The organism is Corynebacterium kalidii (assembly GCF_022869005.1).
Classification (GTDB): Bacteria; Actinomycetota; Actinomycetes; order Mycobacteriales; family Mycobacteriaceae; genus Corynebacterium; species Corynebacterium kalidii.
In genome coordinates, this window is sequence record NZ_JALIEA010000017.1 from 249,131 (window position 1) to 275,124 (window position 25,994).

Sequence of the window (25,994 nt, forward strand, 5' to 3'; positions counted from 1 at the left end):
ACGGACGAGACAGAGGAGCACACAAGCATGGTTCGGGTAGCGGTGATGGGGTCTGGCTCCTGGGGGACCACGGTGGCCAAGGTCTGCGCAGACACCGAGGCCGGCGTGCGGTCCGGCGGCACGGACCCTGTGGAGCCGGCGGACCCGGCGGCGTGCCCCTCGGTGACGTTGTGGGCCCGCCGTGCCGAGATCGCCGCGGAGATCAACGAGGACCACCGCAACTCGACGTACCTGCCGGGGGCGGTCCTTCCCGCGTCGGTCACCGCCACCACGGACGCCGCCGCGGCGCTGGACGGGGCGGACGTCGTGTTCCTGGGTGTGCCGTCGCAGTCGTTGCGGTCGAATCTCGAGGCGTGGCGTGACCTGATCCCCCCAGACGCGACGCTGGTCAGTCTGGCGAAGGGTATCGAGCATTCCACGGGGCTGCGGATGAGCGAGGTCATCGCGGACGTCGCCGGCGTCGACCCGGGCCGGGTCGCCGTCCTGTCCGGGCCGAACCTCGCCGTGGAGGTCGCCCAGCAGCAGCCGGCCGCGTCCGTGGTGGCCTGCACCGACGACCGTCGGGCGCGACTGGTGCAGTCCGCCCTGGCCACCGGATACTTCCGTCCCTACACCAATGACGACGTCATCGGCTGCGAGGTGGGCGGCACGTGCAAGAACGTCATCGCCCTGGCCTGCGGCATGGCCGCGGGGATGGGGATGGGCCACAACACGATCGCCACGGTGATCACCCGTGGTCTCACCGAGATCACGCGGCTGACGGTGGCGCTCGGGGGGCAGGAGCGCTCCATGGCCGGGCTGGCGGGCATGGGGGACCTGGTGGCGACCTGCAATTCGCCCCTGTCACGCAACCGCACCTTCGGTGAGCGGCTGGGTATGGGCGAGACCCTGGAGCAGGCCAGTGGGGCGACGAAGGGTCAGGTCGCCGAGGGGGTGATCTCCAGTATGTCCGTCGCGGAGCTCGCCGAGGCCCACGGTGTGGAGATGCCGATCACCCGTGAGGTCGTCCGGGTCTGCCACCACGGCGGGGACGTGCAGACCGCGATCCGGGCGCTGATGGGGCGCACCAAGAAAGCCGAGTGACCGGGACAGTGACCGGCCCGGGGCGGTGAACGCTACACTTGGACCCCGTGAATCTCCCCGTGAATACCTCCGCGACCCCGGCCGGCGACACTACCGCAGGACCCACCCGTACCACTGTGGCGGTGCTCTACGGAGGTCAGAACACCGAACACAGCGTGTCCTGTATCTCCGCCGGCGCAGTAATGGCCCACCTGGACCCGGAGCGGTACGACATCGTGCCGGTGGGTATCACCCGTGACGGGGTCTGGGTGAAGGGGACCACCGACGTCGAGCAGTTGCGGGCCCACGGCCGGGAACTGCCCGAGGTGGCCCGCGGCAGGGCCGTGAACTTCGACATGGGTGGACGGCGCGGTGGCCAGCTCCGGTTCGGCGACGGCTCGCTGTACGCCGAGGTCGACGTCGTCTTCCCGGTCCTGCACGGTGTCAACGGCGAGGACGGTACGGTGCAGGGGCTGCTGGAGCTGGCCCATGTCCCGTACGTCGGCAACGGTGTCTTCTCCTCGGCGACGTGCATGGACAAGCAGTACACCAAGGCCGTCGCCCGTCACGCCGGGATCCCGGTGGGTGACGAGGTCATCGTCACCGAGAGGCGCGTCCTCACCGAGGAGGAGAAGGAGTCCCTGGGGCTCCCGGTCTTCGTGAAGCCGGCGCGTGGTGGCTCGTCCATCGGGATCTCCAAGGTCACCGACTGGGACGATTTCCCGGCCGCCCTGGAGACGGCCCTGGCCGCTGACGACAAGGTCCTGGTGGAGGCGATGCTGCGCGGCCCCGAGGTCGAGTGCGGTGTGCTGCAGTACCCGGACGGGACGGTCCAGGCGTCCTACCCGGCCATGCTGCAGGGGACCGAGGACGGGCCCGAGGGGTTCTACGGCTTCGACACGAAGTACCTGGACGACATCATCACCTACGAGATCCCGGCCCCGCTGCCGGAAGAGCAGGTGGCCGAGGTGCGGCGTCTGGCCGTGGAGACGTTCCGGGCGTTGGGGTGCTCCGGGCTGGCGCGGGTCGACTTCTTCGTGACCCCGGACGGGCCGGTGCTCAACGAGCCGAACACGATGCCCGGCTTCACCCCGATCAGCATGTACCCGAAGATGTTCGCCGCCAGCGGGGTGGAGTACCCCGACCTGCTGGACATCCTGATCGCGCAGGCACTGTCGGCGTAGGACGGCGGGAGCGGCCGGCACGACCGGCACGGCCGGCCGGCGCCGGTCACCGCTCGGCGGTGCGTTCCAGGTTCTCGTCGATGGCGGCGGAGACCGCGGTGAGGACGCTGTTGCCGGCGTCGAGCGGCAGCGAGACCGCGACGGTGTCGGCGTAGCCCATCGAGTACCAGACCCCTGCGGTCGACCCTTCGGCCAGCGCGGTGTCCTCGAACCAGGGCACGTCGTCGACCTGGGTGAGCTGGGCGCCGGCCTCGTAGCTGTCGGGGAGGCCCACGCCGCAGCGCAGGACGACCGGCTCGCGTCCCTCGGCGACCCACACCGCCGACCCCTCGACCGCGGCGGCGGCCTCGGGGTCGAGTGTGCCGGGGTCGACCCGCCGGTATTCGCCGAGTGTGTCGGGGAGGGCGTCCTCCACGGCGTTGCAGGAGTCACCGCCCCGGGCGGGCAGGTCCGCCAGGGGGGCGGGGCCCGGGGCCGGGGCGTCGCCGTCGTCACCGTGGCGGGAGGTGACCTCGCCCACGCCGGCGAGGTCCGCGGTGTCCAGACGCCCCTCGGTGGTCACGGCGACGACGGGGGAGTGGCCCACGGAGTACCAGGTCGTCAGTCCGGAACCGGGGGTGGCGTCGGTGACCCGCAGCCACTGTTCGCCGCCGGCCTCCTCGACGGAGCTGAGCCGGGTGTACTGGCCCGGGGCGTTCACCCCGCAGCGGAGTGCCAGTTCGGTCCCGCCGCTGTCGCGGTAACCCGCCGTCCCCTCGGGTGCGGGGTCGGTGACCCCGACGTCGCGGTAGTCGCCGAGACGGTCAGGCAGGTCGCCGATGATGTCGGTGCAGGTGCCGCTGTCGCCGGCCGGCGCGCTGACCGGGCCCATCGCGACCGGTGTGTAGACGCTGCGGTCCACGAGGATCTTCGCCCCGACGAGGACGAAGACGACGAAGACCACCGCGATCACGAGTGCCAGGACGGCTCCCCTGCGTCGGACGATTCCGTGTCCGGTGGTGCTGCTACCCTGATCGGTGACCTTAGACCGTGAAGACATGCGGATGATTCTACGGCCCCCGGGGCGGAAGTCCCGATCCACGGGGGCGTGGTACCGGTTCGCTGTCGGCCAGCCACGGCGCGTGACGAGTACGAGGAGACCGATGACGGGTAAGGCACCAGGGAAGCTCACCGTGGCGCAGGCGGGAGAGGCGGCGACGATCGCCGCGATTCGCGAGGCTGCCCCGAGTGAGACCAACGGTGACGATGCGGCGGTGCTGGACCCTGCTCCGCCGAATTCCCGCCACCTCGCGACGACGGACGTCCTGGTCGAGGGCGTGCATTTCCGCTTCGACTGGTCCACGCCGTTCGAGGTCGGTGCCAAGGCGGTGACCCAGAACTTCGCGGACATCCAGGCGATGGGGGGACGGCCCACGGCGGTGCTGATGTCGTTGGCCGCGCCCGCGGACCTGGAGCTCGGTGTCGTCTCTGAGATCGCCCGGGGGGTCGGGGAGTGCGCCGCCCCGTGGGCGGTGGAGCTCGTCGGCGGCGACGTCGTCTCGTCGACGCAGCTGGTGGTGTCGTTGACCGCGGTGGGGGTGCTCGCGGGCCCGGACCCGGCCATGACCATCGACGGGGCGGTGCCCGGGCACGAGGTGATCGCCAGCGGTGTGATCGGGCATTCGGCGGCCGGCGAGGCGGTCCTGCGCTACTTCGGTTCCCGCGAGGCCGTCCCGGACGACGCCGTGCTGCAGGACCTGGTGCGCCGTCACTGCGCGCCGGAGCTGGTGGTGGGGCGCGGTTCGGTGGCCAGGGCCGCCGGGGTATCCTCGATGACGGACAACTCCGACGGTCTGCTGCGTGACCTGACCTCGCTCGCGACACGGTCCGGCGTCCGCCTGGACCTGGACGGCACCGCGCTGACGCCGGACGCCCAGTTGTACTACGCCGGCGAGATGCTCGGTGTGGACCCGTGGGAGTGGGTGCTCACCGGCGGGGAGGACCACACGTTGATCGGCACCACGGCCCACCAGGTCCCCGCGGGGTACCGCACGCTGGGGACGGTACGAGGTGCCGGCGACGGCCCCGCGGTCACCGTCGACGGGCACATGCCGATCTACACCGGGGGATGGGATTCCCTTGCCTGAGACCGACATCATCGCCGGACGGATCCTCGCGACGATCCATCCGTCGTGGCGCGCCGAACTCGATGCCGCGGCGGTCGAGGCCGCCGCCGAATGGACCGCCGCCCGGATCGTCGACGGAGAGCCCGTCCAGCCGGCCCCCGGGAACATCTTCCGCGCCCTGTCTCGCCCGGCGGGGGAGACGCGTGTCCTGATCCTCGGTCAGGACCCGTACCCCACTCCGGGCCATGCCGTGGGACTGTCGTTCGCCTCGACGCCGCAGATGCGTCCGCTGCCGAAGTCGCTGGTGAACATCTACACCGAGTACGAGTCCGACCTGGGTCTGCCACGCCCGGAGTCGGCGGACCTGTCACCGTGGACCGATGCCGGGGTGATGCTGCTCAACCGCGTGCTCACCGTCCGTGAAGGCGCGACGAACAGTCACCGCGGTCAGGGGTGGGAGGAGATCACCGGGGCGGTCGTGCAGCACCTCGCACAGCGGCCCGTGGTCGGTATCCTCTGGGGGAAACAGGCCCAGGAGACCGCCGGGGTCATCGGCCCGCACCGGTGCATCCAGTCGCCCCACCCGTCGCCGCTGTCGGCCTACCGGGGGTTCTTCGGCTCCCGGCCGTTCACCCGGGCCAACGCACTCCTCGAGGAGCAGGGCGCGGCGCCGGTGGACTGGGACCTGTCGGGCCAGGACCGCGGGCACGGTGCCGGTGGGGAGGAGCCGCGATGCTGAGCGGAGCGCACGTCGCCTTGTGGGCGGAACAGGCCGCCGCCGGGCTGGCACGCCACAAGGACGAGATCAACGAACTCAACGTCTTCCCGATCCCGGACTCCGACACCGGCTCGAACATGACCGCCACGATGGAGTCCGCGGTCGCGCGGATGTACCGGGACCACGGTGACGCACGGTCGGCCGTGGCGGCCGGGACGAGCGTCGCCGACATCGCCTCGTCGCTGGCGGCCGGTGCGGTCACCGGGGCCCGCGGGAACTCGGGGCTGGTGCTGAGTCAGTTCCTGCGCGCGCTGGCGGATTCCGCCGCCGGTTCACACCAGGACGAACTCCCGGTCACGGCGCTTCCCGGGATGCTGCACCGGGCGGAGACGCTGGTGCGTCGTGCCGTGTCGACCCCGGTGGAGGGAACGATCATCACGGTGCTGCACGCCGCGGCAGAACAGGCCTCGGACAGTCTGGACCCCACCGGTGACCGGGAGGCGCCCACCGCCGGCGAGGTCGTCCGGAGCACCCGGGACGCCGCCGTCGAGGCACTGACCGCCACCACCACGCAGCTTCCGGAGCTGGCGTCCGCCGGTGTCGTCGACGCCGGTGGACGCGGGCTCGTGGTGATCCTCGACGCCCTGGTCGACGCGGTCGAGCGTCCGTTCCCCGACAGCGACGGCACGGCCGACGGCACCACCGCAGACAGCAGGACCGACAGCGCTGCCAGCGCTCCCAGGGCCGACGGTACCGGTGACCCCGACAGTCCGGACCAGAGGGCCGTCGACACCCGGCAGACCGACTGCACCGCCGAGATCGAGGTGATGTTCACCTACCGGGCAGGCGAGGAGCAGCTCGACGACCTGCGCGAACAGCTCAACCTCCGGGGCAACAGCGTCGTCATCGTCCCGGCGGAGGCCGACGGCAGCTGGCGGGTACACGTGCACACCACCGAGGGCGGGCCACTGATCGAACTGGCCTACCGCACCGGTGCCGTCAGTGACCTGGCACTGGAGGTCCTGCCCGTGGCGGAGACCCCCGCCCCGTCCACCCCGACCGCGCCGGTCCTGGCGCTGGCACCGGAAGGCGGGCTGCGCGAGATGTTCTCCGGCGCCGGGGCAACTGCCGGGGACACCGGCACGATCATCGCGGAGTTCGAACGACGCGGCACCGGGTGCATCGTGCTCACCAACGGCCAGGACACCACCGAACTCTTCCGGCGGCTGGCGTCGTCGACGGGGGAGGCGACCGTGGTCGACACCGAGTCCTTCGTCGGCGGCCTGGCGGCCCTGGCGGTGTACAGCCCCACCGCGGACCTCGACGAGAACGCCGAGGAGATGGCCGACGCGGTGTCGGCACAGCGGTGGCGGGAGACCGACGGCTCGCCCGACGAGGTCCGGGGCCTGGTCGAGGACCTGGTCGAGGATCTCCTCGCCGCCGGTGGGGAACTGGTCACCGTCCTCTACGACGGCGGTGGGCAGGACGGCGCCGGACAGGACGGCGACCCGGTCACCGAGGCCGTCGAGTCGCTGCGGGAACGGCACCCCTCGGTCGAATTGCACTCCTACCGCGTCCCGGGACTGGGCGCCCGGGTACAGGTGGGGGTGGAGTAGATGCTCGGGTGGGACGATCCGCGGCCGCTGAGCCTGGTCATCTCGCCGGAGCGTGCCCGCAAGCTCGCCGGTAAACCAGGCCTGGCCACGCTCGGCCAGGCGCTGATGAACTTCCCGACGGGCTACGTCCACACCAGCGGCACCGGAGCGATGACCGGCGACGAGACCACCCCGGTCCCCGGGGAGACCTGGACCGACGCACTCGTCGAAGGGGAGCTGCTGACCTGTCTGGGCGAGGTCACCTGGGTCCAGCTGCAGGACAACCGGGGCAGGAAAGGCCCGCGGGAGATCCTGGCCTTCCGTTTCCGGGTCAACGGCGAGGACTTCTCGTCGGCGCTCTTCGGCGCGGCCCGCAGCCATCAACCGTTCATCACCGTGGGCGCGAAGCTGATGCTCTCCGGCAAGCTCAAGCTCTACCGCGATGAATGGCAGCTGCGCAACCCCAGCTACATCACGCTGCACCCCGGTCCCGGCCCCGACGGGCAACAACTGCAGGGCGAGGCCTATGAGGCGGCCTTCGGCGCCTTCGGCCCCCTGGAGACGATCGTGGAGGTCGCCGGCGGGATGCGCGCCGCCCAGGAACTGCTGTCGGTACCCTGGCTGCCGACCTACCCCCGCCGCACCGGCACCACCGGCGCCGAGGTCATGGCGGTCACCGGACACGTCCTCGAGGCGATGGGCCGCCCGTCGGACATGCTGCCCGTCCCGACGGAGGTCACCGGCGCACCGGCGTGGCCCGAGGTCGGCGGGGTCCCCCTGGCCGACTTCGCCACCGCGCTCCACGACATCCACCGTCCGCCAGAGGACGGGCCCGACGCCGCCCGGGCCCGGCTGACCTTCAACGAGGCCCTCGCACTGCAGGTGGTGATGGCACTACGGCGGGCCGACACCACCGCCCGCCAGGGGCGCGCCGTGGTCGATGTCGTCGACGACTCCCGTTACGCGGCACTGACCAGGGCACTGCCGTACGAGCTCACCGACGCCCAGCAGGCCGCCCTCGACACCATCGGGGCCTCGATGAGCACCTCGACGCCGATGAGCATGCTGCTCCAGGGCGACGTCGGCTCAGGGAAGACCGTCGTGGCGCTGTTGTCGATGCTGCGCGTGGTCGACTCCGGCGCCCAGTGCGCCTTCCTGGCGCCCACGGAGGTCCTGGCCGCCCAGCACCACAAGACCCTCACGGGGCTGCTCGCCGGCACCGGGGTCACGGTGTCGCTGCTCACCGGCTCCCAACCGGTCTCCGAACGACGCGACACACTGCTGGACATCGTCTCGGGCACCAGCGACATCGTCGTCGGCACCCATGCGGTGATCCAGGACGCCGTCGAGTTCTACGACCTGGGCATCGTCGTCGTCGACGAGCAGCACCGCTTCGGTGTCCGGCAGCGTGACAAGCTGCGCGAGGAGTCCCCGGTGGACCGTACACCGCACCTGCTGGTGATGACCGCCACCCCGATCCCGCGCACCGTGGCGATGACGATGTTCGGTGACCTGTCGGTCTGCACCCTGGACACCTCCCCGGTGGGACGGGGCGAGGTCTCGTCCCACGTGGTGCCGATGTGGAAACCGGCCTGGGTCGACCGGCTGTTCGCCGTGGTCCGTGAACAGGTCGCCGGCGGGCACCGGGTGTTCGTCGTCGTGCCGAGGATCGAGGGGTTCGGCGGGGTGGACAACGTCGCCGACCGTCTGGAGGCCGGCCCGCTGCAGGGCCTGCGGATCGGACGCCTGCACGGCAGGATGGCGGAGAAGTCCGAGGTCATGGAGGACCTCGCCCGCGGCGAGATCGACGTCCTGGTGTCGACGACCGTCGTCGAGGTGGGCGTCGACATCCCGGAGGCCACCGTGATGGTGGTGATGGACGCCGAGAACTTCGGCGTCAGCCAGCTCCACCAGCTCCGCGGACGGGTCGGGCGTGGCACCGACGCCTCCCTGTGCTTCCTCACCACCATGATCAACCCCGAGGCGGACGAGACGACACCCGCCGCCGCGGCGTCCTACCGCCGGCTGGAGGCCGTCGCGGCGACGACCGACGGCTTCGCCCTGGCCGAACTGGACCTGCAGACCAGGACCGAGGGCGACGTGCTCGGCGAACACCAGTCCGGGGCACGCGTCCGGCGTGCCCGACTGCTCGACCTGGCCACCGACGGCGAGATCGTCGCCGAGGCACGCCGCTACGCCGAGGACCTCGTGGCCTACGACGAGGCCCTGGCCAGGGCACTGGTGGCGGACTTCACCGAAGGCGACCAGGAGTACATCGAGCGCAGCTGACCGACGCGATAGACTCCGGTGCATGGACATTCACGCCCCCTTTGCCGGGATCGTCAGATTCGCCGTCGAGGACGGCCAGACCGTCGCCACCGGCGACCGGCTCGCCGTCGTCGAAGCCACCAAGCTCGAGAGCCCCGTCAACGCCCCCGGCCCCGGTGTGGTGCACCGCGGGGCCGTGGAGGACTTCACCCACGTCGACGGCGGCGACCGGCTGCTCGAACTCGGGGAGGCCTGATCTCCGGTGACACGCATCATCTCCGGAACCGCACGCGGTAGGAAACTCCGGGTACCCGCCGACGTCACCCGCCCGACCTCCGACCGGGCCCGGGAAGGCCTGTTCTCCTCCCTGCAGGTCCGGTTCGGCTTCGACGGCGAGACCGTCCTCGACCTCTTCGCCGGCTCCGGCGCACTCGGCCTCGAGGCGGGGTCACGCGGGGCACGGGAGGTCACCCTCGTCGACGACAACCACCGTGCCTGCGAGACGATCCGGGCGAACGCCGAGGTCGTCGGCCACCCGGACGTCCACGTCGTCGAGTCCAAGGCCTCCAGCTTCCTGGCCACCGCACCCCGGGCCCGGTACTCCATGGTGCTGGCCGACCCGCCCTACGAGCTCAGCGACGAGGCCGTCGACGAGATGGTCGCCGCGCTGGTGCCCACCTTGACCACCGACGCCGTCGTGGTCGTCGAACGCCACGTCGACTCCGCGGAGGTCACCTGGCCGGAAGGCTTCGAGAAGACCAACCAGAAGCTGAAGAAGCGGACCTACGGGATCGCCCGCATGGACATGGCCATCTGGCGCGGAACCCCGGCACAGGACTGACCGGGCGGGAGGCACACACCGGGCAGGTAGGATCGGGCCCATGCGAGTCTGCTGCCCCGGGTCCTTCGACCCCGTCACCAACGGTCACCTCGACATCTTCACGCGTGCCGCGCGGAATTTCGACGAGGTGACCGTCCTGGTCACCTACAACCCGAACAAGTCCGGCCTGTTCACCGCGGAGGAGCGCATGACGCTGATCCGCGAGGCACTCGACGACAGCGGTGCACCCGAGGCCGACAGGATCACGGTCGACACCTGGGACCGCCTGCTGGTGGACTACCTCACCGACAACGACATCCCGGCGATGGTCAAGGGGCTGCGCAGTTCCCTCGACTACGAGTACGAACTGCCGATGGCGCAGATGAACCAGCGGCTGTCGGGGGTGGAGACCTTCTTCCTGCTGACGAACCCGCAGTTCGGCTACGTGTCGTCGACGATCTGCAAGGAGGTCGCGAAGTACGGCGGGGACGTCCACGGCCTGCTGCCGGAGAACGTCGCCGCCGCGGTCGTCGCGAAGTACGGCGCCTGAGCCGTCTGCGTGTCACATCCGTACCGTCTGCACCATTTCTGGCATGCTGGGACGCATGTACAAGACTTTCCAGGGCCTCGATGACCTCCAGAACATGGTTGACCAGGCGTACGGCGTTCCCATGACGTCCAACTGCATGGTCCCGCGCCGCGAGGTCCAGGACCTGCTGGACGAGGTACGCACCGCCATCCCGGTGGAGATGGACGACGCCCAGGACGTCCTCGACCACCGCGACGGCATCATCGCCAACGCCGAGGACGAGGCGGACACCCTGGTCCGCGACGCCGAGGCGCAGCGCGACCGCATCCTCGAGGAGGCGCGGCGCCAGGCCGACGAGATGGTCAACGACGCCGAGGAGAGGGCCCACTCCACCGTGGCACGGGCCGAGTCGGAGGCCGACCGTCTGGTGTCCGACGCCCGGGCCGAATACGAACAGACCATCTCGCGTGCGGAGTCCGAGGCCGAGCGCCTCGTCACCGCGGGTAACGAGTCCTACGACCGGTCGGTCAACGAGGGTATCGCCGAGCAGCAGCGGCTGGTCGGCGAGTCCGAGGTCGTCCGGGTGGCCGAGGAGGAGGCACGGCGGATCGTGGAGTCCGCCCACTCCGACTCCGACCGCCTGCGGCGTGAGTGCGACCACTACGTCGACTCCACCCTCGCCCAGTTCGAGGAGTCGCTCACCGGGACGTTGCGTACCGTCTCCCGGGACCGCTCGGCGCTGCGCAAGGGGGCCGGGGTCTCCGGCGTCCGGCACGGCGACAGCGCCGGGCGTGACTCCGCACGGCGGGAGTCGCGCGGTGAGTACCGTGACGACTACCGTGAGGATTACCGGGAGGACCGCCGGGACGGGTACCGCGACTGATTCGCACAACCCCCGGTGTCAAGGGTAGAAACATGGTGTGAGTAACGATCCTTTCCTCCTTGATGTCCGTGAGCCGCTCGTGTCCGTCGGCACACCCCACCATGTGACGACCGCCGGGGCTGCCACCGTCCGCCTGGGCGGTGAGATGCTCGGCGTGGCCGAGGGGGCCCCGGTCGAGGTCGTGGCCGACATCACCAACCTCGGCGAGTCGCTGCTGGTCGACGCCACCGCCCACGCACGGGTCACCGGCCAGTGCTCCAGGTGCCTCAGCGAGATCAGCGAGGACGTTTCCCTGCACGTCAGCGACGTCTTCGGCACGACCCCCGACTTCATCTCCGGCGACGACGCCGAGGAAGGCGAGGAGCCGCACATGGTCGAGGACGACCGGGTGGACATCACCCAGCTGCTCGTCGACGAGGCGGGGCTGAACCTGCCGTTCAACCCGGTGTGCGAGGACTACGGCCAGACCTGCTCCGACGCCACCCCGGCGCCGGACGGTGTCTCCGGGGAGGAGGAGGTCGTGGACCCGCGGTGGGCGGCACTGGCCGACAAGTTCCCGGACATGGGGGAGACGGGGAACGACGGGGCCGAGCCAGAGGAGGACCGCTGATGGCACGCAAGCGCCGTCTCACCGGCACCGCGGCCCTCGACGCCGCGTACTCGAAGACCGACCACGCCCCGCTGCTCGAGGCGTGGGGGGTGGACTTGCCGGACGACATGCTCCGGCTGGCGCTGTCGCACCGTTCCTTCGCCAACGAGAACGGCAACCTGCCCAACAACGAGCGGCTCGAGTTCCTCGGTGACGCCGTCCTCGGGCTCAGCGTGGCGGAGCAGCTCTACGTGCAGTTCCCGGAACGCTCCGAGGCCGACATCTCCAAGATGCGCGCCGGTGTGGTCAACATGTACGCCCTGGCCGACGTCGCCCGCGAGCTCGGCATGGGTGACTACATCCTGCTCGGCCGTGGTGAGATGCTCACCGGCGGCAACGACAAGCACTCCATCCTCGCCGACTCGGTGGAGGCGATGCTCGGGGCGATCTACCTCGTCCACGGTTTCGAGACCGCCCGGCAGGTCGTGTTCCGCATCTTCGAGAACCGCATCACCACCGCACCGTCCACGGGGCTGACGATGGACTGGAAGACGGTGTTGCTGGAGAAGCTCAGCGACCTGCGTATCGGTGGCGACCCGGTGTACGCGTCGGCGGCCGAGGGGCCGGCCCATGACCAGACCTTCCACGCCACGGTGACCATCGGCGACACCGTGCGTGGCAAGGGGGTCGGCCACACGAAGAAGGAGGCCGAGCACCAGGCGGCCCGCGAGGCCTACAAGGCGCTGAGCTGACCGGTGCCCGAACTCCCTGAGGTCGAGGTCGTCCGTGCCGGCCTCGCCGAGCACATCCTGGGTGCCCGGTTCCGGCACACCGAGGTGCTGCACCCGCGTGCCGTCCGTGGCCAGGACGGCGGTGCCGCGGCGGTCGTCGACGGGCTGCGGGGTGCCGTGGTGGCCGCGGTGCGTCGTCGCGGGAAGTACCTGTGGCTGGAGCTGGGGGAGCGGGGGAACCTGCTGGTCCACCTGGGCATGTCCGGGCAGATGCTGCTCGGGGCGCCCGGGACGGTGGTCTCGCCGCATGTGCGGATTCGTTCGGAGCTGGTCACCGCGTCCGGTGAGACCCTGGAACTCAGCTTCGTGGACCAACGGACCTTCGGACGGTGGGAACTCACCGGGGCCGACCCGGTGCCGCATATCGCGCTCGACCCGATGGACGCGGGGTTCGACGCGGTGTCCACGGCCCGGGCGATCCGTCGGCGCCGCTCGGAGATCAAGCGGGTGCTCCTCGACCAGACGGTCGTATCCGGGATCGGGAACATCTACGCCGACGAGGCGTTGTGGGCCGCCGGGGTCCACCCGCGGAAGCAGGCCAGTGCGATGCGTCAGCAGGACGTCCTGCGCGTCCTCGCCGCGGCACAGGAGGTGATGGCCCGTGCCCTGGAGGCCGGGGGTACGTCCTTCGACGACCTCTACGTGAACGTCAACGGTGCGTCCGGCTACTTCTCCCGGTCACTCAACGCCTACGGGCGCGACGGGGAACCGTGCCACCGCTGCGGTACGGCGATGGTGCGCGAGCAGTGGATGAACAGGTCGAGCCACTTCTGCCCGGAGTGTCAGCGGCGAGGGTGACGGTGTGACCGTCGCCGCCGGGTGGGGGTGGCTCGGCGGTCAGCGTGGTGTCCCTGACCGTGTGTCCCGTCGTAGCCCGGCCTGTTGTTGGTTTCGTGGGTCCGGAACCGACAACAGGCCGGGTTCCGGCGACGAAGCAGCAACGGGCATCGGCGGGCATTGGCGGGCATTGGCGGGCATCGTCGGTGGCGACAACCACCGAGGCCGGAAACACGCCCGAAACATGCTGAGCTGTCCAAAGTGATGTGCGGCACCCGGGAGCGTGTTGGTGCCGTAGATTTCCCTGCGGCGCAGTAACGTCCGGAAAATGACGGATTTCATCACCTCCATGAATGACGGCGTCTGGAGCGTCGTCGTCTGGGCCCTCCTCGGAGCCGGACTCTACTTCTGCGTCCGTACGATCCTCGTGCAACTGCGGCTGTTCCCGCAGATGTTCGGCGCGGTCGCCGAGGCGCCGTACGAGGACGACGAGATGACCAGGCGCGACCCGGAAGTGGCGTCGAAGAAGGGGATCTCGCCGTTCAAGGCGTTCACCATCTCGGCGGCGTCGCGCGTGGGCACGGGCAACGTCGCCGGCGTCGCGGTGGCCATCACCCTCGGTGGCCCGGGTGCGGTGTTCTGGATGTGGATCATCGCGATCCTCGGTGGGGCGACGGCCTTCGTCGAGGCCACGCTGGCCCAGCTCTACAAGACCCGCGACTACGCCAACAACGCCTACCGCGGCGGGCCGGCGTACTACATCACCCGGGGGCTGAACAAGCCCGTCCTGGCGGTCATCTTCGGTGTGGTCATCACCTTGACCTTCGGTTTCATCAACAACGCGCTGCAGACCAACTCCATCGTGGATTCGGTCGGCCGTTCCGCGGGAAATGACGGCACGTCCCTCAAGGTCGTCATCGGACTGGTGGTCGCGGCACTCACCGCGGGCATCGTCTTCGGTGGCGTGCAGCGCATCGCCTCGGTGACCCAGGTGATCGTCCCGTTCATGGCCGTGATCTACATCGGGCTGGGACTCGTCGTGGTGCTGATGAACCTGTCCGAGATCCCGGGTGTGTTCGCCCAGGTCGTCGGCCACGCCCTGGGCTTCCGTGAGGTCGCCGGTGCAGCCGTCGGTGCAGCGTTCATGAACGGTCTGCGCCGCGGCCTGTTCTCCAACGAGGCCGGCCAGGGCTCGGTGCCGAATGCGGCGGGTACCGCGGCGGTATCCCACCCGGTCAAGCAGGGCCTCGTCCAGACCCTGGGCGTCTACTTCGACACGCTGGTCGTCTGCTCGGTCACGGCGTTCATCATCCTGTTGTCCGACCCCCAGTTCGGCGCGGAGGTCCAGGGCGCCAGCCTCACCCAGGACTCGGTCGCGTCCCAGGTCGGCGACTGGGGCGTCCACGCCGTCACCTTCATCCTGTTCTTCCTGGCGTTCTCCTCGGTGATCGGCAACTACTACCTCGCGCAGTCCAACGTCGAGTACTTCACGAAGAACCCCGCGGTGATGTTCTGCTTCCGGCTGCTCGTCGTGGTGTGCGTCTTCCTCGGCGCCATCGTCAACCTGCCCGTCATCTGGGCACTGGCCGACACCTTCACCGCGATCATGGTGGTGGTCAACCTGTGCGCCATCGTCCCGCTGTGCCCGGTGGCCCTGAAGCTGCTGCGCAACTACACCGAGCAGAAGAAGCAGGGGCTGGACCCGGTGTTCCGGCGCAGCATGCTGCCTGAGCTGAAGAACATCGAGTGCTGGGACGACAAGGACGACTCCTTCGACGCGACGCCCGCGAAGACCCTGCGCGGGTAGACTGTCCCCATGACCGGCAGCACGCAGCGCGGTGACGCGCCGACCACCCGCCTGACCGCCTGGGTCCACGGACACGTCCAGGGCGTCGGGTTCCGGTGGGCGACCCGGTCGAAGGCGTTGGAGCTCGGCTGCGTCGGCTTCGCGTCGAACTACCCCGACGGCCGGGTGCTGGTCACCGCCGAGGGATCGGAGACGGCCACGGCGGCCCTGCTGGCGTGGTTGCGTTCGGGGGACACCCCGGGACGGGTGGACCATGTCGTCGACTCGGTGACGGGGCCGCGTGGCGACTACACGGGGTTCGACACCCGCTGAGGTAAAATCCTCGCCCATGCACCTCAAGTCGTTGACCCTGAAGGGGTTCAAGTCCTTCGCGTCGGCGACGACCCTGAAACTCGAACCGGGAATCTGCGCGGTCGTCGGACCGAACGGGTCGGGGAAGTCGAACGTCGTCGACGCATTGGCCTGGGTGATGGGGGAGCAGGGGGCGAAGACCCTGCGCGGCGGCAAGATGGAGGACGTCATCTTCGCCGGAGCCGGCGAGCGTAAGGCGCTCGGCCGGGCGGAGGTCACGCTGACGATCGACAACTCCGACGGCGCCCTGCCCATCGACTACACCGAGGTCTCGGTGACCCGCCGGATGTTCCGCGACGGCGCCAGCGAGTACGAGGTCAACGGGTCGAAGGCCCGGTTGATGGACATCCAGGAACTGCTGTCGGACTCCGGTATCGGCCGCGAGATGCACGTGATCGTCGGCCAGGGGCGCCTGGCCCAGATCCTGGAGTCCCGTCCGGAGGAACGCCGCGCCTACATCGAGGAGGCCGCGGGCGTCCTCAAGCACCGTCGGCGCAAGGAGAAGGCGCAGCGCAAGCTGGTGTCCATGCAGGGCAACCTGGACCGCCTGCACGACCTCACCGACGAACTGGCCAAACAGCTCAAACCCCTGGCCCGCCAGGCCGAGGCCGCCCAGCGCGCTGAACAGGTCCAGGCCACAATCCGCTCCAACCGCCTCCTGCTCACCGCGGACAAGGTCCGCCGGCTGTCCGACGAGCTCAACGACGCCGACGCCCAGGCGAAGGTCCTGGAGTCCGACATCGCCGGGCTGAAGGCGGCCCTGGAGGAACACACCGGTGAACTGGCGGTCACCGAGGAGGAACTGCGCACCGCGCTGGAGGAGGCGGAGGCGGCGAAGTCGCTGTGGTTCCGGCTGTCCACCATCGCCGAGAAGAACGCCGCGACCCTGCGGATCGCCGCCGACCGGGCCGAGGACTCCGGTGCGGACAGCACCTGGACCGGGCAGGACCCCGACGAACTCATCGCCCGTGCCGAACAGGCGGAGGAGGAGCAGGCGCTGCTCGACGAGGAGGTGGAGGTCGCCACCGAACGTCTGGAGAACATCCGTGACGACGTCGCCGCCCGGGACGAAGCCGCGCGCGAGGCGGAGCAGGAACACCTGGCCCAGGTCCGGGCCATCGCCGACCGTCGTGAGGGGATCGTGCGGCTGCTGGCGCAACAGGAGTCGACCGAGCAACGGCGCGCCGCTGCGGACCAGGAGATCGCCCGGCTGCAGCAGTCCGTGGAGGAGCAACGGGAGGCACTGGAGGCCACCACCGGCACCGAGGAGGCGGACGCCGCCGACGCACTGTCCGAACTGCAGAACCAGGGTTCCGGTCTGGAGGACGCCGCCGCCCGTGCCGCCGAGGAATCCACCGTCGCCGAACGCCGGGTCGCCGAACTCCGGGCCGCGGAACGCGACCTGGAGCGCACCGTCGCCTCCCTGGAAGCCTCGGTGGAGGCCTGGCGGGACCGGTTGCGCCCGTCGGACGGTGCGGCGGTCGCCGTGCGTGCCGCCGAGGACACCGGGCTGGACCCGCTGCGTCCCCTCGCCGAACTGCTCACCGTCCGTGACGGCTGGGAGAAGGCGGTCGCCGCTGTGCTGCCCACCGGGCTCGCCGGGGGTGACACCGATTCGATCGACTCACTGGTCGACGCCCTCGTCGAGGCCGCCGAGGGACGGACCGTGCTGCTGGCCGGTGACGGCGCGGGGGCCACAGGGGAGTCCTGGCGCCTGGACAGCGGCGACGGCCCGTCGGCCGACTGGCTGCTCGACCACGTCGACATCGCCGGGCCCGTCGTGCCGGCCGTCACCGCACTGCTCGTCGACGTGGTCACCGTCGCCGATGTCGCCGAAGGACGCCGTGTCGTCTCCGCCGACCAGCGGCTGCGTGCCGTCACCCCGGCCGGCGTCGTCGTCGGGGCGGGATGGGTCGCCGCCGGATCCGGCGGAACCAACCCCGTCGAGCTCGCCGCCCGTATCGACCAGGCCACCGCGGACATCGGCGCCCGCACCGCGGAACTGGCGGACCTGCAGGCCACGCTCAGTGGCGCCGAACAGGCGGCGGAGGAGCTGCGCACCTCCGCGGCAGGGGCCACTGCCGCCGTCCGTGACCACCGCACCCGGCTGACCGCCGCGCGGCAGCGCGTCGAGGCCGCCGAACGTACCGCCGGCCAGGCCCGGCGGCTCCTCGACAAGGCCGTCGCCCAACGCGACGAGGCGGAGAAACGGCGCGACGCACTCGCGGCCGAGGCCGACGAGATCGCCGACCGTCTCGCCCGACTCGACGCCGACGGCGGGAACGGTACGGACGGTGGCCCCGGTGGCACCGGCGGCCCCGACGAACCGTCCACCGCCGAACGTGACGCGACCTCCCAGGCACTGGCCCAGGCCCGCGCCATGGAGATGGAGGCGCGGCTGGCCCTGCGCACCGCCGAGGAACGTGCCGGCAACCACCGGGGCCGTGCGGACGGCCTGCGGCGCCAGGCACGCCAGGAGACCGCGGCCCGGGAGCAGTTCAACCGTGCGGCGGCGAAGCGCCGTGCCGCCCGCGAACGCGCCGGCGTCGTCGCCGACCAGGCCCGTCGGGTGGACCTGCGGATCCGTGACGCCCTGCAGCGCGCCGAGGACACCCGTGCGCGCACCGACGAGGCCCACCGCCAATGGCAGGCGGCACTGAACGAACGCAAGGACAAGGTCAACACCCTGACCCTGCGGCTCAACCACCTCACCAACACCGCCCACACCGCCGAGATCGCCCGCAGCCAGGCGCAGCTCCGCATCGAACAGGCCCTGGAGCAGGCCATGGACCAGCTCGGCATGAACGCCGCCCAACTGCTCGCCGAGGCCCCCGGCGACGACTTCGACCGTGACGAGGCCGCCCGTGAACTCAAGGCGGCCGAGAAGTCACTCCGTTCGCTCGGCAAGGTCAACCCGCTGGCACTGGAGGAGTACGCCGCCCTCGAGGAGCGCTACCGCTTCCTGTCCACCCAGCTCGACGACGTCGAGAGGGCCCGCACCGACCTCGAAGGGGTGGTCAAGGACGTCGACGACACCATCCTGGCACTGTTCACCGACGCCTGGAACGACGTCGAGGACGAGTTCCCCCGGGTCTTCAACACGTTGTTCCCCGGCGGTGCCGGGAGACTGGTGCTGACCGACCCGGACGACATGCTCACCACCGGCATCGAGGTCGAGGCCCGGCCACCGGGCAAGAAGGTCAAGCGGCTGTCCCTGCTGTCCGGCGGCGAGAAGTCGCTGACCGCACTGGCGCTGCTCGTCGCGATCTTCCGGGCCCGTCCCAGCCCCTTCTACGTCATGGACGAGGTCGAGGCCGCGCTCGACGACGTGAACCTGCGCCGGCTCATCGCCCTGTTCGAGGAACTGCGCGTAGACTCCCAGCTCATCGTCATCACGCACCAGAAGCCGACCATGGACGTGGCCAACGTCCTGTACGGCGTGACGATGCGCGGTGACGGCGTCACCAGGGTCATCTCCCAACGCATGGCCCCCAAGCCAGCCGAGGCCGCCGACCCCACCTAGAATGACTCGATGTGAGCAACACCTCGAGCCCCGCACAGAGCCCCACACAGGGACCCATCGCCGATCTGTCCGACAACCTCCTCGCCTGGGCGTCCAGCACGGAGATCGAGTTCGCACGCCGCCTGGGCGAACTGGACGGTGACCCCGCCGTCTTCGTCGACCTCGACATCACCGGGGACGAACTGGAACGCATCACGACCTTCTTCGGGGAGTTCCTCTCCCGGCAGATCCGCGCCGGCGCCGACGAGGACGCCCTGCTGCGCACCTGCCCGGCACTGACCGCGACCACCCTGATCTTCCGTGCGGCGCGGCTCAACGTCGTCGGTGAACTCGAGTCCGAGTTCTGGTCCGGCCTGGGCCTCGAACCGACCGAGTCGCGGGTCGCGCTGATCGACTACGCCGAGATCCTCACCCGTGCGGGTCTGGACCCGATCGACGTCGCGGCCGCAGGGTCCGACGGCGACAAGGGCCGCCTCTTCGCCCATGTCGGCATCGCCACCGACTGGGTCCCGGAGCTCATCGAGCTCATCGACACCCGCCGGCTCGCCGGCGAGACCCTGGAGACCCCCGCCGAGGAGGCGGCCGCCGTGGTGGCGGTCCTCGCCGAGGAGTCGCTCCAGGCGGGACCGTTGTGCGCGGCCCTGCCGGAGCTCGCCGTCCGGCTGATCGCCCCGGTGGTCCGGGTCGTCCAGCTCGCCGCCGAACACCCGGACCACTGGGTCAACACCCTCGCCGACGCCGGCGAGGAGGCGCGCGTGGTGCCCCTGGTGCTCGAGGACGTCATCGAGGAACTCCGCGAGCGGCCCGCCGGGACGACCGCACGACGCCACCGCGTGGGCGTGGGCACCCGCGAGGACCGGCCGCGCCTGGCGATCGACCTCGCCCGCCAGCGCGTCGTGCTGCGTCTGCCCGAACAGCCCCTGGAGACCGTCCGCGGTACCGGGGACAGCGACGGCGGCGTCAACGGTGCCGGCGACGGTGGCGTCGACGGTGCCACCGTCAGCGACAACGCGTCCGGCGAGGTCCGCTGGCACATCGACGTCGACGGCCGGCCCGCGGGCTTCCGTACCCGTCGGTCCGATGCCCCGGGCCGCCCGGTCACCGGGATCCTGGACCTCCCGGTGCGCCGTCCGGTGCGTGAGATCGGCGTCCGTGACCTGACCCACGGGGAATCCTGGGTGCTGCCCGTCGTCGACGAGGCCGACCCGGTCATGGTCTTCACCCGCCGCGGCAAGGAACTGACCGACCGGGTGTCCCTGCACCACTCCCGCGTGCTCGTGGTGTGCCCGACGGACTCCACGGCCGTGGACCCGGTCGCCGACCGCCCGCTGCCGGTCCTGGGGGAGTGGCAGGTCAAGGCGTGGGACGGCTGGGTCATCCGCGACCTGGACCTGTCGGAGGCCACGGCCCTCCACGTCGACCGTCCCGGGGTGGCACGCCCGCCGATGGGGACGGTGCGGTGCGTCGACGCCCGGCAGCGCGTGTGGTTCCGCGAGCCAGAGGACGTGCTGCCCTCGATCCGTACGCTCGGCGGGTTGCCGGTGCACTCCTCGAGCCTGCAGGCGGTGTTCCCGCCGACGGTGTCGGGTGCACCGGAGATCTGGTTCCTGTCGGTGAGCTCCTGGGCGGGACCCGACGAGACCGGTGAGGAGGTCACCGAGGAAGAGCCGCTCGAGGTCCCGGCCGAGGGCGGGATGTTCGACGTCTTCGACCCGGAGGCCTACGAGACCCCGTGGGTGGGCGAGTACCTCGTCCGCCTACGGGGACCCCGCAACGAGTCCTTCCGTCACGAGTTCGCCATCGTCGAGGGTCTCGACATCGAGGCCCCCGCGAGCCCGCGGCTCGGCCTGGCCGCCGGCCTGACCCCGGTGACCGTGTCGCTGTTCCCCGGGGCGAAGGAACTGTTCATTCCCAAGTCGGTGGAGATCACCGCCGAGGAGAAGTCCGTCCAGGTCATCGCGGAGACCGACGCCGGCGACGCACTGCCGCTGGTGGTGGAGCCGCCGCGGCTGCGCTTTCAGCTGCCTCTGGTCGGGGAGGACCCGATGTGGCGGACCGAGGCGCTCACCGCCCCTGCCGTGGAGATCAACTCCGCCGCACGGTTCCGTATCCGTCCGGGTCTGCCGGTCGAGTCCCCGCGTCTGGTCATCCGCGACCGGCACGGCGCCCCGGTCCGTACCCTGCGCCTGGGCACGGTCGACCAGGTGACCTGGTCGGTGTCGCTGTCCTCGGTGAAGGCGTCGCTGCCGCAGCTGACCGAGGGGTCGTGTGAACTCGAGTTCATCGCCGACGGGCGCAGCCACAGCGTGCGTCTGGTCACCATGCGCCCGGCGGAGAAGCGCACCCTGACCTACGCCGCGCCCGCCGCCGGGGCACCCGCCACACTTACGGTGGAACCGCGGGCCGACTCGCCGGCCTGGGTGTGGCCGTTGACCGCCCCGTGGATGTCGGCCCGGGTCCTGTCCTTCACCGGCGGCGTCGCCGAACTGCCGTCGGAGTTCACCGACGCCGGCCCCCTGAGCGTCCAGTTCCACAACGTCGACCGGTTCAGCCCGCTGCACCCGGCCGCCTCACCCGGGCCCGGCGCCCTGCGCGTCGACGCCCCGGGGCACGCACGACCCGACGACGGCGGCCCGTGGACGCAGCTGGCGGCCTACCTCGCCGGCGCGTCCGATGAACTGCCGGAGGACACCGACGTCCTCACCGTCCTGTGGGACGTCCTCGCCGGCTGGTTGACCGGCGAGGCCACGGCCGACGCGAGCGCTGCGATGCACGCCGCACTGGCACGCCACCCGCGCGAGGCGCTGCGGGCGATGTCGCGTTCGCTGGTGCCGTCCACGGACCGGCCCGCCCAGTTCATCCTGTCCGGTCTGGTCCACGCGTCGCTGCGTTCGACCAGCCCGGACCCGCGGCCGGGTGTGGCCTGGATCGCCGCACTGGAGATCCTCGGAGAGCTCGCCGCCACGGACGACGATGACACCGCCGCGCGCCGCGAGATCGGACGCCGACTGTCCTCCATCGGCGGTGCCCCGCTGTCGCAGACCGTGGAGACCGGACGCGACGCCACCCTGGAGACCAGCTGCATCGACGCCACGACCGTGCAGATCGCCCAGCTATCGCCGGAGCAGCAGGAGGCGGTGCTGAGCACCTTCTTCGCCGGGTCCCAGGTGGTCCCGGGCGCCCTGTCGGAGGAGAACTCGCGGTTGATCGCCGTCTTCGAGACCTTCCGGCACCGGGAGGAGCTCGGCCAGGTGCTCGCCGACCCCGGTCTGCTGCGTGTGGCCCTGGCGCTGCTGCGTCGGATCCGCCAGAACAACCGGCAGCTCTACACCTCCGCCCGGGTGCGTTTCGACAAGCTCGACAACGTCGACACCGACAACCCGGACAACCGGTGGGCGCTGACCCCGGTGATCAGCATGATCCTGGCGATCGCCGCCCGGATGCACGCCCACGGGCGGTTGGGGTCCACCGGCCAGCTCTCGTCGGCCTACCCGGGTTGGGCGGAGATCGCCCGCATCGTCCCGGACCTGGTCACCGGCGACCTCGTGGCCGCTGACGCGATGGTGCTCGGCGTCTACGGACCGGACGAGGTCGACGAGGTTGAGGAGGTTGAGGAGGTCGGGGCCGACGGTGCCGAGACGGTGATCGACTCGATCGTCAGCGACTAGCCGGTCACGACGGTATCTCCGGGATGACCTGAGCCCTCACGGTGTCGGCGCCGTGAGTGCTCAGGTCATTTTTCGTCCCCCGTGGTGACCGGAGGGCTCAAGGGCTCCCCGTGGTCCGCGGGTCCGGGAGCGTCGGGGCGGTCAGGCCGCCTGGGCCGGTGGGGATGTCGACGGGCGGTGCGGTGAAGAAATCGCCGCCCTCCGGCACACAGGGGAGTCGACATTTGGTTCACTGGTGGCATGGACCCGATTATCTGGATAGTCATAGCCGCCGTCGCGGTCATTGTCATCGTCGCTCTCCTCGTTGTCCTCGGCCTGCGCCGTGGCAAGCAGAAGGAGATCTCCTTCGAGAAGAAGCCGGAGATCGAGGAGAAGAAGCCGTCCTCCGGGAACTACCAGGCACAGGGCGGATTCAACTTCAGCGCCGGTACCGCAGCCGGGGTAGCGGACAAGGAGCCGGAGGTACTGCCGGGGCAGGAGCTCGGGGGAGAGACCCCCGCTACTCCTCCGACGTCCGCCCCGGCCCCGTCTGTCCCGACAACGCCGGTTCCCCCTGAGCCGGAGTCCGAGCCGACCCCGGAGCCGGAAGAGGAGCCGGAACCCACGCCGGAGCCTGCGGCGACTCCTGAGCCGGAGGCCGCTCCCGAACCCGCCGCAGAGCCGGAGCCGGCACCGACCCCTGAGCCGGAGGCCACCCCCGAACCTGAAGCAGCGCCGGAGCCTGAACCGACCCCGGAACCGGCACCGACCCTCGAGCCGGAACCCGAGCAGGAACCCGAGCCGGAAGCGGCTCCCGAGCCCGAGCCCGCCCCGGTCGACGACATCGCACCGGTGGAGGGCAGGCTCGGTCGTCTGCGCGGCAACCTCGCCAAGTCGCAGAATGTCATCGGGCGCGGTGTGCTCGGCATCCTGTCGGCCGGTGACCTCGACGAGGACGCCTGGGAGGAGATCGAGGACACGCTGCTCATGGCGGACCTCGGCACCAAGACGACCCTCGCCGTCGTCGAGGACCTCCGCGAACGGATCACCACCCAGGGTGTGTCCAGCGAAGAGGAGGCACGGGCACTGCTGCGCGCCTGCCTGATCGACGCGTGCAAACCTGACCTCGACCGGTCGATCCACGCCATGCCCTACGACGGGAAACCGGCGGTGATCATGGTCGTCGGCGTTAACGGCACCGGGAAGACGACCACCACCGGCAAGCTGTCGCGTGTCCTCGTCGGGATGGGCCACTCCGTCCTGCTCGGTGCCGCCGACACCTTCCGCGCGGCCGCGGCGGACCAGCTCGAGACGTGGGGACGCCGGGTCGGTGCGGAGACGGTACGCGGCGCCGAGGGCGCTGATCCGGCGTCGGTGGCCTTCGACGCGGTCGCCAAGGGTGTTGACGACGGCATCGACGTCGTCCTGGTCGACACGGCCGGACGCCTGCACACCTCCGTCGGGCTGATGGACCAGCTCGGCAAGGTCAAGCGGGTCGTCGAGAAGAAGGCGAAGGTCGACGAGGTCATCCTGGTCCTCGACGCCACCGTCGGCCAGAACGGGCTGGTCCAGGCCAGGATGTTCCGCGAGGTCGTGGACATCTCCGGTGTGGCGTTGACCAAGCTTGACGGCACCGCCAAGGGCGGTATCGTCTTCCAGGTCCAGGAGGAGCTCGGTGTCCCGGTGAAACTCGTCGGGCTCGGCGAGGGCGCCGACGACCTCGCGCCGTTCGAGGTCGAGGGCTTCGTCGACGCGTTGCTGGGGTAGCGGTTAAGCACCTGCTCCCAGGGAAACACCGCCGTAATGTCACGGCGGTGTTTTTCATGCGCCGGAAATCCGTGGGCGTGACCGGGTGAAACATCGGGGCCGTTAACTATCCGGCAGGAGGGACCGGCGCGAGGTGCCGGAGACAACCCCCACCCGACCCCACCCGACCCCTGAGGAGCTACCGACATGACACCCGAGGAAATGGCGGCCGCGACAGGCGACTCCGCCTGGATGCTGATGTCCGCCGCGCTGGTGCTGCTGATGACCCCGGCCCTGGCGCTGTTCTACGGCGGCATGTCCCGCCAGAAGTCCGCCCTGAACATGATGATGATGTCCTTCGGCACCCTCGGCCTGATCGGCGTGATCTACGTGCTGTGGGGCTGGTCGATGTCCTACGGTTCCCGGACCGTGGCGGGCCTGTTCTCCGACCCCTTCGAACTCTTCGGTCTGAAGGACTCCGTCACCACCGCGGACGGAACGTTCGTGGTAGGCGCCGAAGGGTACGCCAATGTCATCGACATCGGGTTCCAGCTGACGTTCGCGGTGATCACCGTCGCGATCATCTCGGGCTCACTGGCCAACCGCGTGAAGTTCTCCACCTGGATGGTGTTCGCCGGCGTGTGGGTCACCCTGGTCTACTTCCCGATGGCGCACATGGTGTGGGGAGGAGGCCTGTTGTCCGACGGGGAGGACGGCCTGGCCGCGATGATGTTCGGGACCGCCACCGAGGACGGCGAGACGGTCGCCGCGGTCGCGCCGATCGACTTCGCCGGTGGCACCGTCGTGCACATCAACGCAGGCGTGGCGGCGCTGGTGCTGGCCCTGATTATCGGGCGGTCCCGGACCTTCATGAAGGAAGGTTCGCGCCCGCACAACCTTCCGCTGGTGATGCTGGGGGCGGCGCTGCTGTGGTTCGGCTGGTTCGGTTTCAACGGCGGGTCCGCCTTCGGGGCGAACGGTCTGGCCGGGCTGGCGTGGCTCAACACCACCGCCGCGACCTGTGCCGCGATGCTGGGCTGGTTGCTGGTGGAGCGGGTGCGCGACGGCCACACCACCTCGCTGGGCGCGGCGTCCGGTGTCGTCGCGGGGCTGGTGTCGGTCACTCCCGCCGCCGGTGACCTGACCCCGGTCACCGCCATCGTCCTGGGTGCGGTCGGCGGGGCCCTGGCGGCCGTCGGCGTGGGTCTGAAGTACCGGTTCCGGTTCGACGACTCCCTCGACGTCGTCGGTGTCCACCTCGTCGCCGGTATCTGGGGGACGATGGGCGTCGGGTTGCTGGCCACCAACCGCGGGCTCCTCACCGGCGGCGGGGTCGACGGGGTGAAGCTCTTCATCGTGCAGGTCGTCATCGCCCTGGTCGCCGTGGTGTTCTGCGCGGTCGTCACCGTCGTCATCGGCCTGGCCCTGAAGTACACCATGGGGTGGAGGATCTCCGGCGACGACGAGCACGCCGGTATCGACAGCACCCAGCACGCTGAGAGCGCGTACTCCTACACCGACGACAACGACGAGGTGTTCGAGGAGGTCGGTGACTTCAATTCGGCGCAGGACGCCTGAGTCGCCGCGCCGCGCACCGTG

Annotated in this window: 20 protein-coding genes; 19 read left to right on the forward strand and 1 reads right to left on the reverse strand. The window is 70.4% G+C overall.

Going from position 1 to position 25,994, the window contains the following annotated elements:
- Positions 1 to 27 precede the first annotated feature (27 nt).
- On the forward strand, positions 28 to 1,083 hold the full coding sequence (locus MUN33_RS11945) for an NAD(P)H-dependent glycerol-3-phosphate dehydrogenase (RefSeq protein WP_244805128.1): 1,056 nt from the start codon (positions 28 to 30) through the stop codon (positions 1,081 to 1,083).
- Positions 1,084 to 1,130: 47 nt separating this feature from the next.
- Entirely contained in the window at positions 1,131 to 2,246 is a 1,116-nt protein-coding gene (locus MUN33_RS11950) for a D-alanine--D-alanine ligase family protein (protein WP_369414965.1), read from the forward strand.
- Positions 2,247 to 2,292: 46 nt separating this feature from the next.
- Here MUN33_RS11950 and MUN33_RS11955 read toward each other — a convergent pair whose 3' ends face one another.
- Positions 2,293 to 3,285 (reverse strand): DUF3515 domain-containing protein, encoded by a 993-nt coding sequence (locus tag MUN33_RS11955; RefSeq protein ID WP_244805129.1) that lies wholly within the window; start codon positions 3,283 to 3,285, stop codon positions 2,293 to 2,295.
- A gap of 103 nt (positions 3,286 to 3,388) precedes the next feature.
- On the opposite strand from MUN33_RS11955, the gene MUN33_RS11960 reads away from it, so the two are divergent.
- From MUN33_RS11960 to MUN33_RS12040, 17 genes are all read left to right on the forward strand, one after another.
- Complete coding sequence (locus tag MUN33_RS11960; RefSeq protein WP_244805130.1) at positions 3,389 to 4,372, forward strand: thiamine-phosphate kinase; 984 nt, start codon at positions 3,389 to 3,391, stop codon at positions 4,370 to 4,372.
- Positions 4,359 to 5,090 carry a uracil-DNA glycosylase gene (locus MUN33_RS11965; protein WP_439647864.1) on the forward strand — a complete coding sequence of 244 codons (732 nt, stop codon included), beginning with the start codon at positions 4,359 to 4,361 and terminating at the stop codon, positions 5,088 to 5,090. The genes MUN33_RS11960 and MUN33_RS11965 overlap by 14 nt, the downstream gene beginning before the upstream one ends.
- Entirely contained in the window at positions 5,084 to 6,685 is a 1,602-nt protein-coding gene (locus tag MUN33_RS11970; protein ID WP_244805133.1) for a DAK2 domain-containing protein, read from the forward strand. The genes MUN33_RS11965 and MUN33_RS11970 overlap by 7 nt, the downstream gene beginning before the upstream one ends.
- Positions 6,686 to 8,953 carry an ATP-dependent DNA helicase RecG gene (locus MUN33_RS11975; RefSeq protein WP_244805134.1) on the forward strand — a complete coding sequence of 756 codons (2,268 nt, stop codon included), beginning with the start codon at positions 6,686 to 6,688 and terminating at the stop codon, positions 8,951 to 8,953.
- A gap of 22 nt (positions 8,954 to 8,975) precedes the next feature.
- Positions 8,976 to 9,188, forward strand: a complete 213-nt coding sequence (locus MUN33_RS11980; protein WP_244805135.1) for an acyl-CoA carboxylase biotin carboxyl carrier protein subunit — start codon at positions 8,976 to 8,978, stop codon at positions 9,186 to 9,188.
- A 6-nt stretch (positions 9,189 to 9,194) separates the two neighbouring features.
- Positions 9,195 to 9,773: an RsmD family RNA methyltransferase gene (locus MUN33_RS11985; protein WP_244805136.1), complete on the forward strand. Its 579-nt coding sequence runs from the start codon at positions 9,195 to 9,197 to the stop codon at positions 9,771 to 9,773.
- Positions 9,774 to 9,813: 40 nt separating this feature from the next.
- A complete protein-coding gene (gene coaD, locus MUN33_RS11990; protein ID WP_244805137.1) occupies positions 9,814 to 10,302 on the forward strand; it encodes a pantetheine-phosphate adenylyltransferase in 489 nt (162 codons plus the stop codon).
- Positions 10,303 to 10,357: 55 nt separating this feature from the next.
- Positions 10,358 to 11,164 carry a FliH/SctL family protein gene (locus tag MUN33_RS11995; RefSeq protein WP_244805138.1) on the forward strand — a complete coding sequence of 269 codons (807 nt, stop codon included), beginning with the start codon at positions 10,358 to 10,360 and terminating at the stop codon, positions 11,162 to 11,164.
- Positions 11,165 to 11,201: 37 nt separating this feature from the next.
- Positions 11,202 to 11,774 (forward strand): YceD family protein, encoded by a 573-nt coding sequence (locus MUN33_RS12000; protein ID WP_244805139.1) that lies wholly within the window; start codon positions 11,202 to 11,204, stop codon positions 11,772 to 11,774.
- A complete protein-coding gene (rnc, locus tag MUN33_RS12005; protein WP_244805140.1) occupies positions 11,774 to 12,505 on the forward strand; it encodes a ribonuclease III in 732 nt (243 codons plus the stop codon). The genes MUN33_RS12000 and rnc overlap by 1 nt, the downstream gene beginning before the upstream one ends.
- 3 nt (positions 12,506 to 12,508) lie before the next feature.
- Positions 12,509 to 13,342, forward strand: a complete 834-nt coding sequence (mutM, locus tag MUN33_RS12010; protein WP_244805142.1) for a bifunctional DNA-formamidopyrimidine glycosylase/DNA-(apurinic or apyrimidinic site) lyase — start codon at positions 12,509 to 12,511, stop codon at positions 13,340 to 13,342.
- Between the two features lie 307 nt (positions 13,343 to 13,649).
- Positions 13,650 to 15,128 (forward strand): alanine/glycine:cation symporter family protein, encoded by a 1,479-nt coding sequence (locus MUN33_RS12015; RefSeq protein ID WP_244805143.1) that lies wholly within the window; start codon positions 13,650 to 13,652, stop codon positions 15,126 to 15,128.
- A gap of 9 nt (positions 15,129 to 15,137) precedes the next feature.
- Positions 15,138 to 15,440 (forward strand): acylphosphatase, encoded by a 303-nt coding sequence (locus MUN33_RS12020; RefSeq protein WP_244805144.1) that lies wholly within the window; start codon positions 15,138 to 15,140, stop codon positions 15,438 to 15,440.
- A gap of 16 nt (positions 15,441 to 15,456) precedes the next feature.
- Entirely contained in the window at positions 15,457 to 19,002 is a 3,546-nt protein-coding gene (gene smc, locus MUN33_RS12025) for a chromosome segregation protein SMC (RefSeq protein ID WP_244805148.1), read from the forward strand.
- Positions 19,003 to 19,013: 11 nt separating this feature from the next.
- A complete protein-coding gene (locus MUN33_RS12030; RefSeq protein WP_244805150.1) occupies positions 19,014 to 22,670 on the forward strand; it encodes a hypothetical protein in 3,657 nt (1,218 codons plus the stop codon).
- Positions 22,671 to 22,910: 240 nt separating this feature from the next.
- The gene (ftsY, locus tag MUN33_RS12035; RefSeq protein ID WP_244805152.1) at positions 22,911 to 24,416 is read left to right on the forward strand and encodes a signal recognition particle-docking protein FtsY; all 1,506 of its coding nucleotides are present in this window, start codon (positions 22,911 to 22,913) and stop codon (positions 24,414 to 24,416) included.
- A 186-nt stretch (positions 24,417 to 24,602) separates the two neighbouring features.
- A complete protein-coding gene (locus tag MUN33_RS12040) occupies positions 24,603 to 25,973 on the forward strand; it encodes an ammonium transporter (RefSeq protein WP_244805154.1) in 1,371 nt (456 codons plus the stop codon).
- Positions 25,974 to 25,994: the final 21 nt, after the last annotated feature.

Coding starts and splice junctions, on each gene's coding strand:
- MUN33_RS12015 (WP_244805143.1), top strand. CDS start 13,650: ATGACGGATTTCATCACCTCCATGAATGACGGCGTCTGGAGCGTCGTC.
- ftsY (WP_244805152.1), top strand. CDS start 22,911: ATGGACCCGATTATCTGGATAGTCATAGCCGCCGTCGCGGTCATTGTC.
- rnc (WP_244805140.1), top strand. CDS start 11,774: ATGGCACGCAAGCGCCGTCTCACCGGCACCGCGGCCCTCGACGCCGCG.
- smc (WP_244805148.1), top strand. CDS start 15,457: ATGCACCTCAAGTCGTTGACCCTGAAGGGGTTCAAGTCCTTCGCGTCG.
- MUN33_RS12020 (WP_244805144.1), top strand. CDS start 15,138: ATGACCGGCAGCACGCAGCGCGGTGACGCGCCGACCACCCGCCTGACC.
- MUN33_RS11980 (WP_244805135.1), top strand. CDS start 8,976: ATGGACATTCACGCCCCCTTTGCCGGGATCGTCAGATTCGCCGTCGAG.
- coaD (WP_244805137.1), top strand. CDS start 9,814: ATGCGAGTCTGCTGCCCCGGGTCCTTCGACCCCGTCACCAACGGTCAC.
- MUN33_RS11960 (WP_244805130.1), top strand. CDS start 3,389: ATGACGGGTAAGGCACCAGGGAAGCTCACCGTGGCGCAGGCGGGAGAG.
- MUN33_RS11970 (WP_244805133.1), top strand. CDS start 5,084: ATGCTGAGCGGAGCGCACGTCGCCTTGTGGGCGGAACAGGCCGCCGCC.
- MUN33_RS12040 (WP_244805154.1), top strand. CDS start 24,603: ATGACACCCGAGGAAATGGCGGCCGCGACAGGCGACTCCGCCTGGATG.
- MUN33_RS11945 (WP_244805128.1), top strand. CDS start 28: ATGGTTCGGGTAGCGGTGATGGGGTCTGGCTCCTGGGGGACCACGGTG.
- MUN33_RS11995 (WP_244805138.1), top strand. CDS start 10,358: ATGTACAAGACTTTCCAGGGCCTCGATGACCTCCAGAACATGGTTGAC.
- MUN33_RS11975 (WP_244805134.1), top strand. CDS start 6,686: ATGCTCGGGTGGGACGATCCGCGGCCGCTGAGCCTGGTCATCTCGCCG.
- MUN33_RS11955 (WP_244805129.1), bottom strand. CDS start 3,285: ATGTCTTCACGGTCTAAGGTCACCGATCAGGGTAGCAGCACCACCGGA.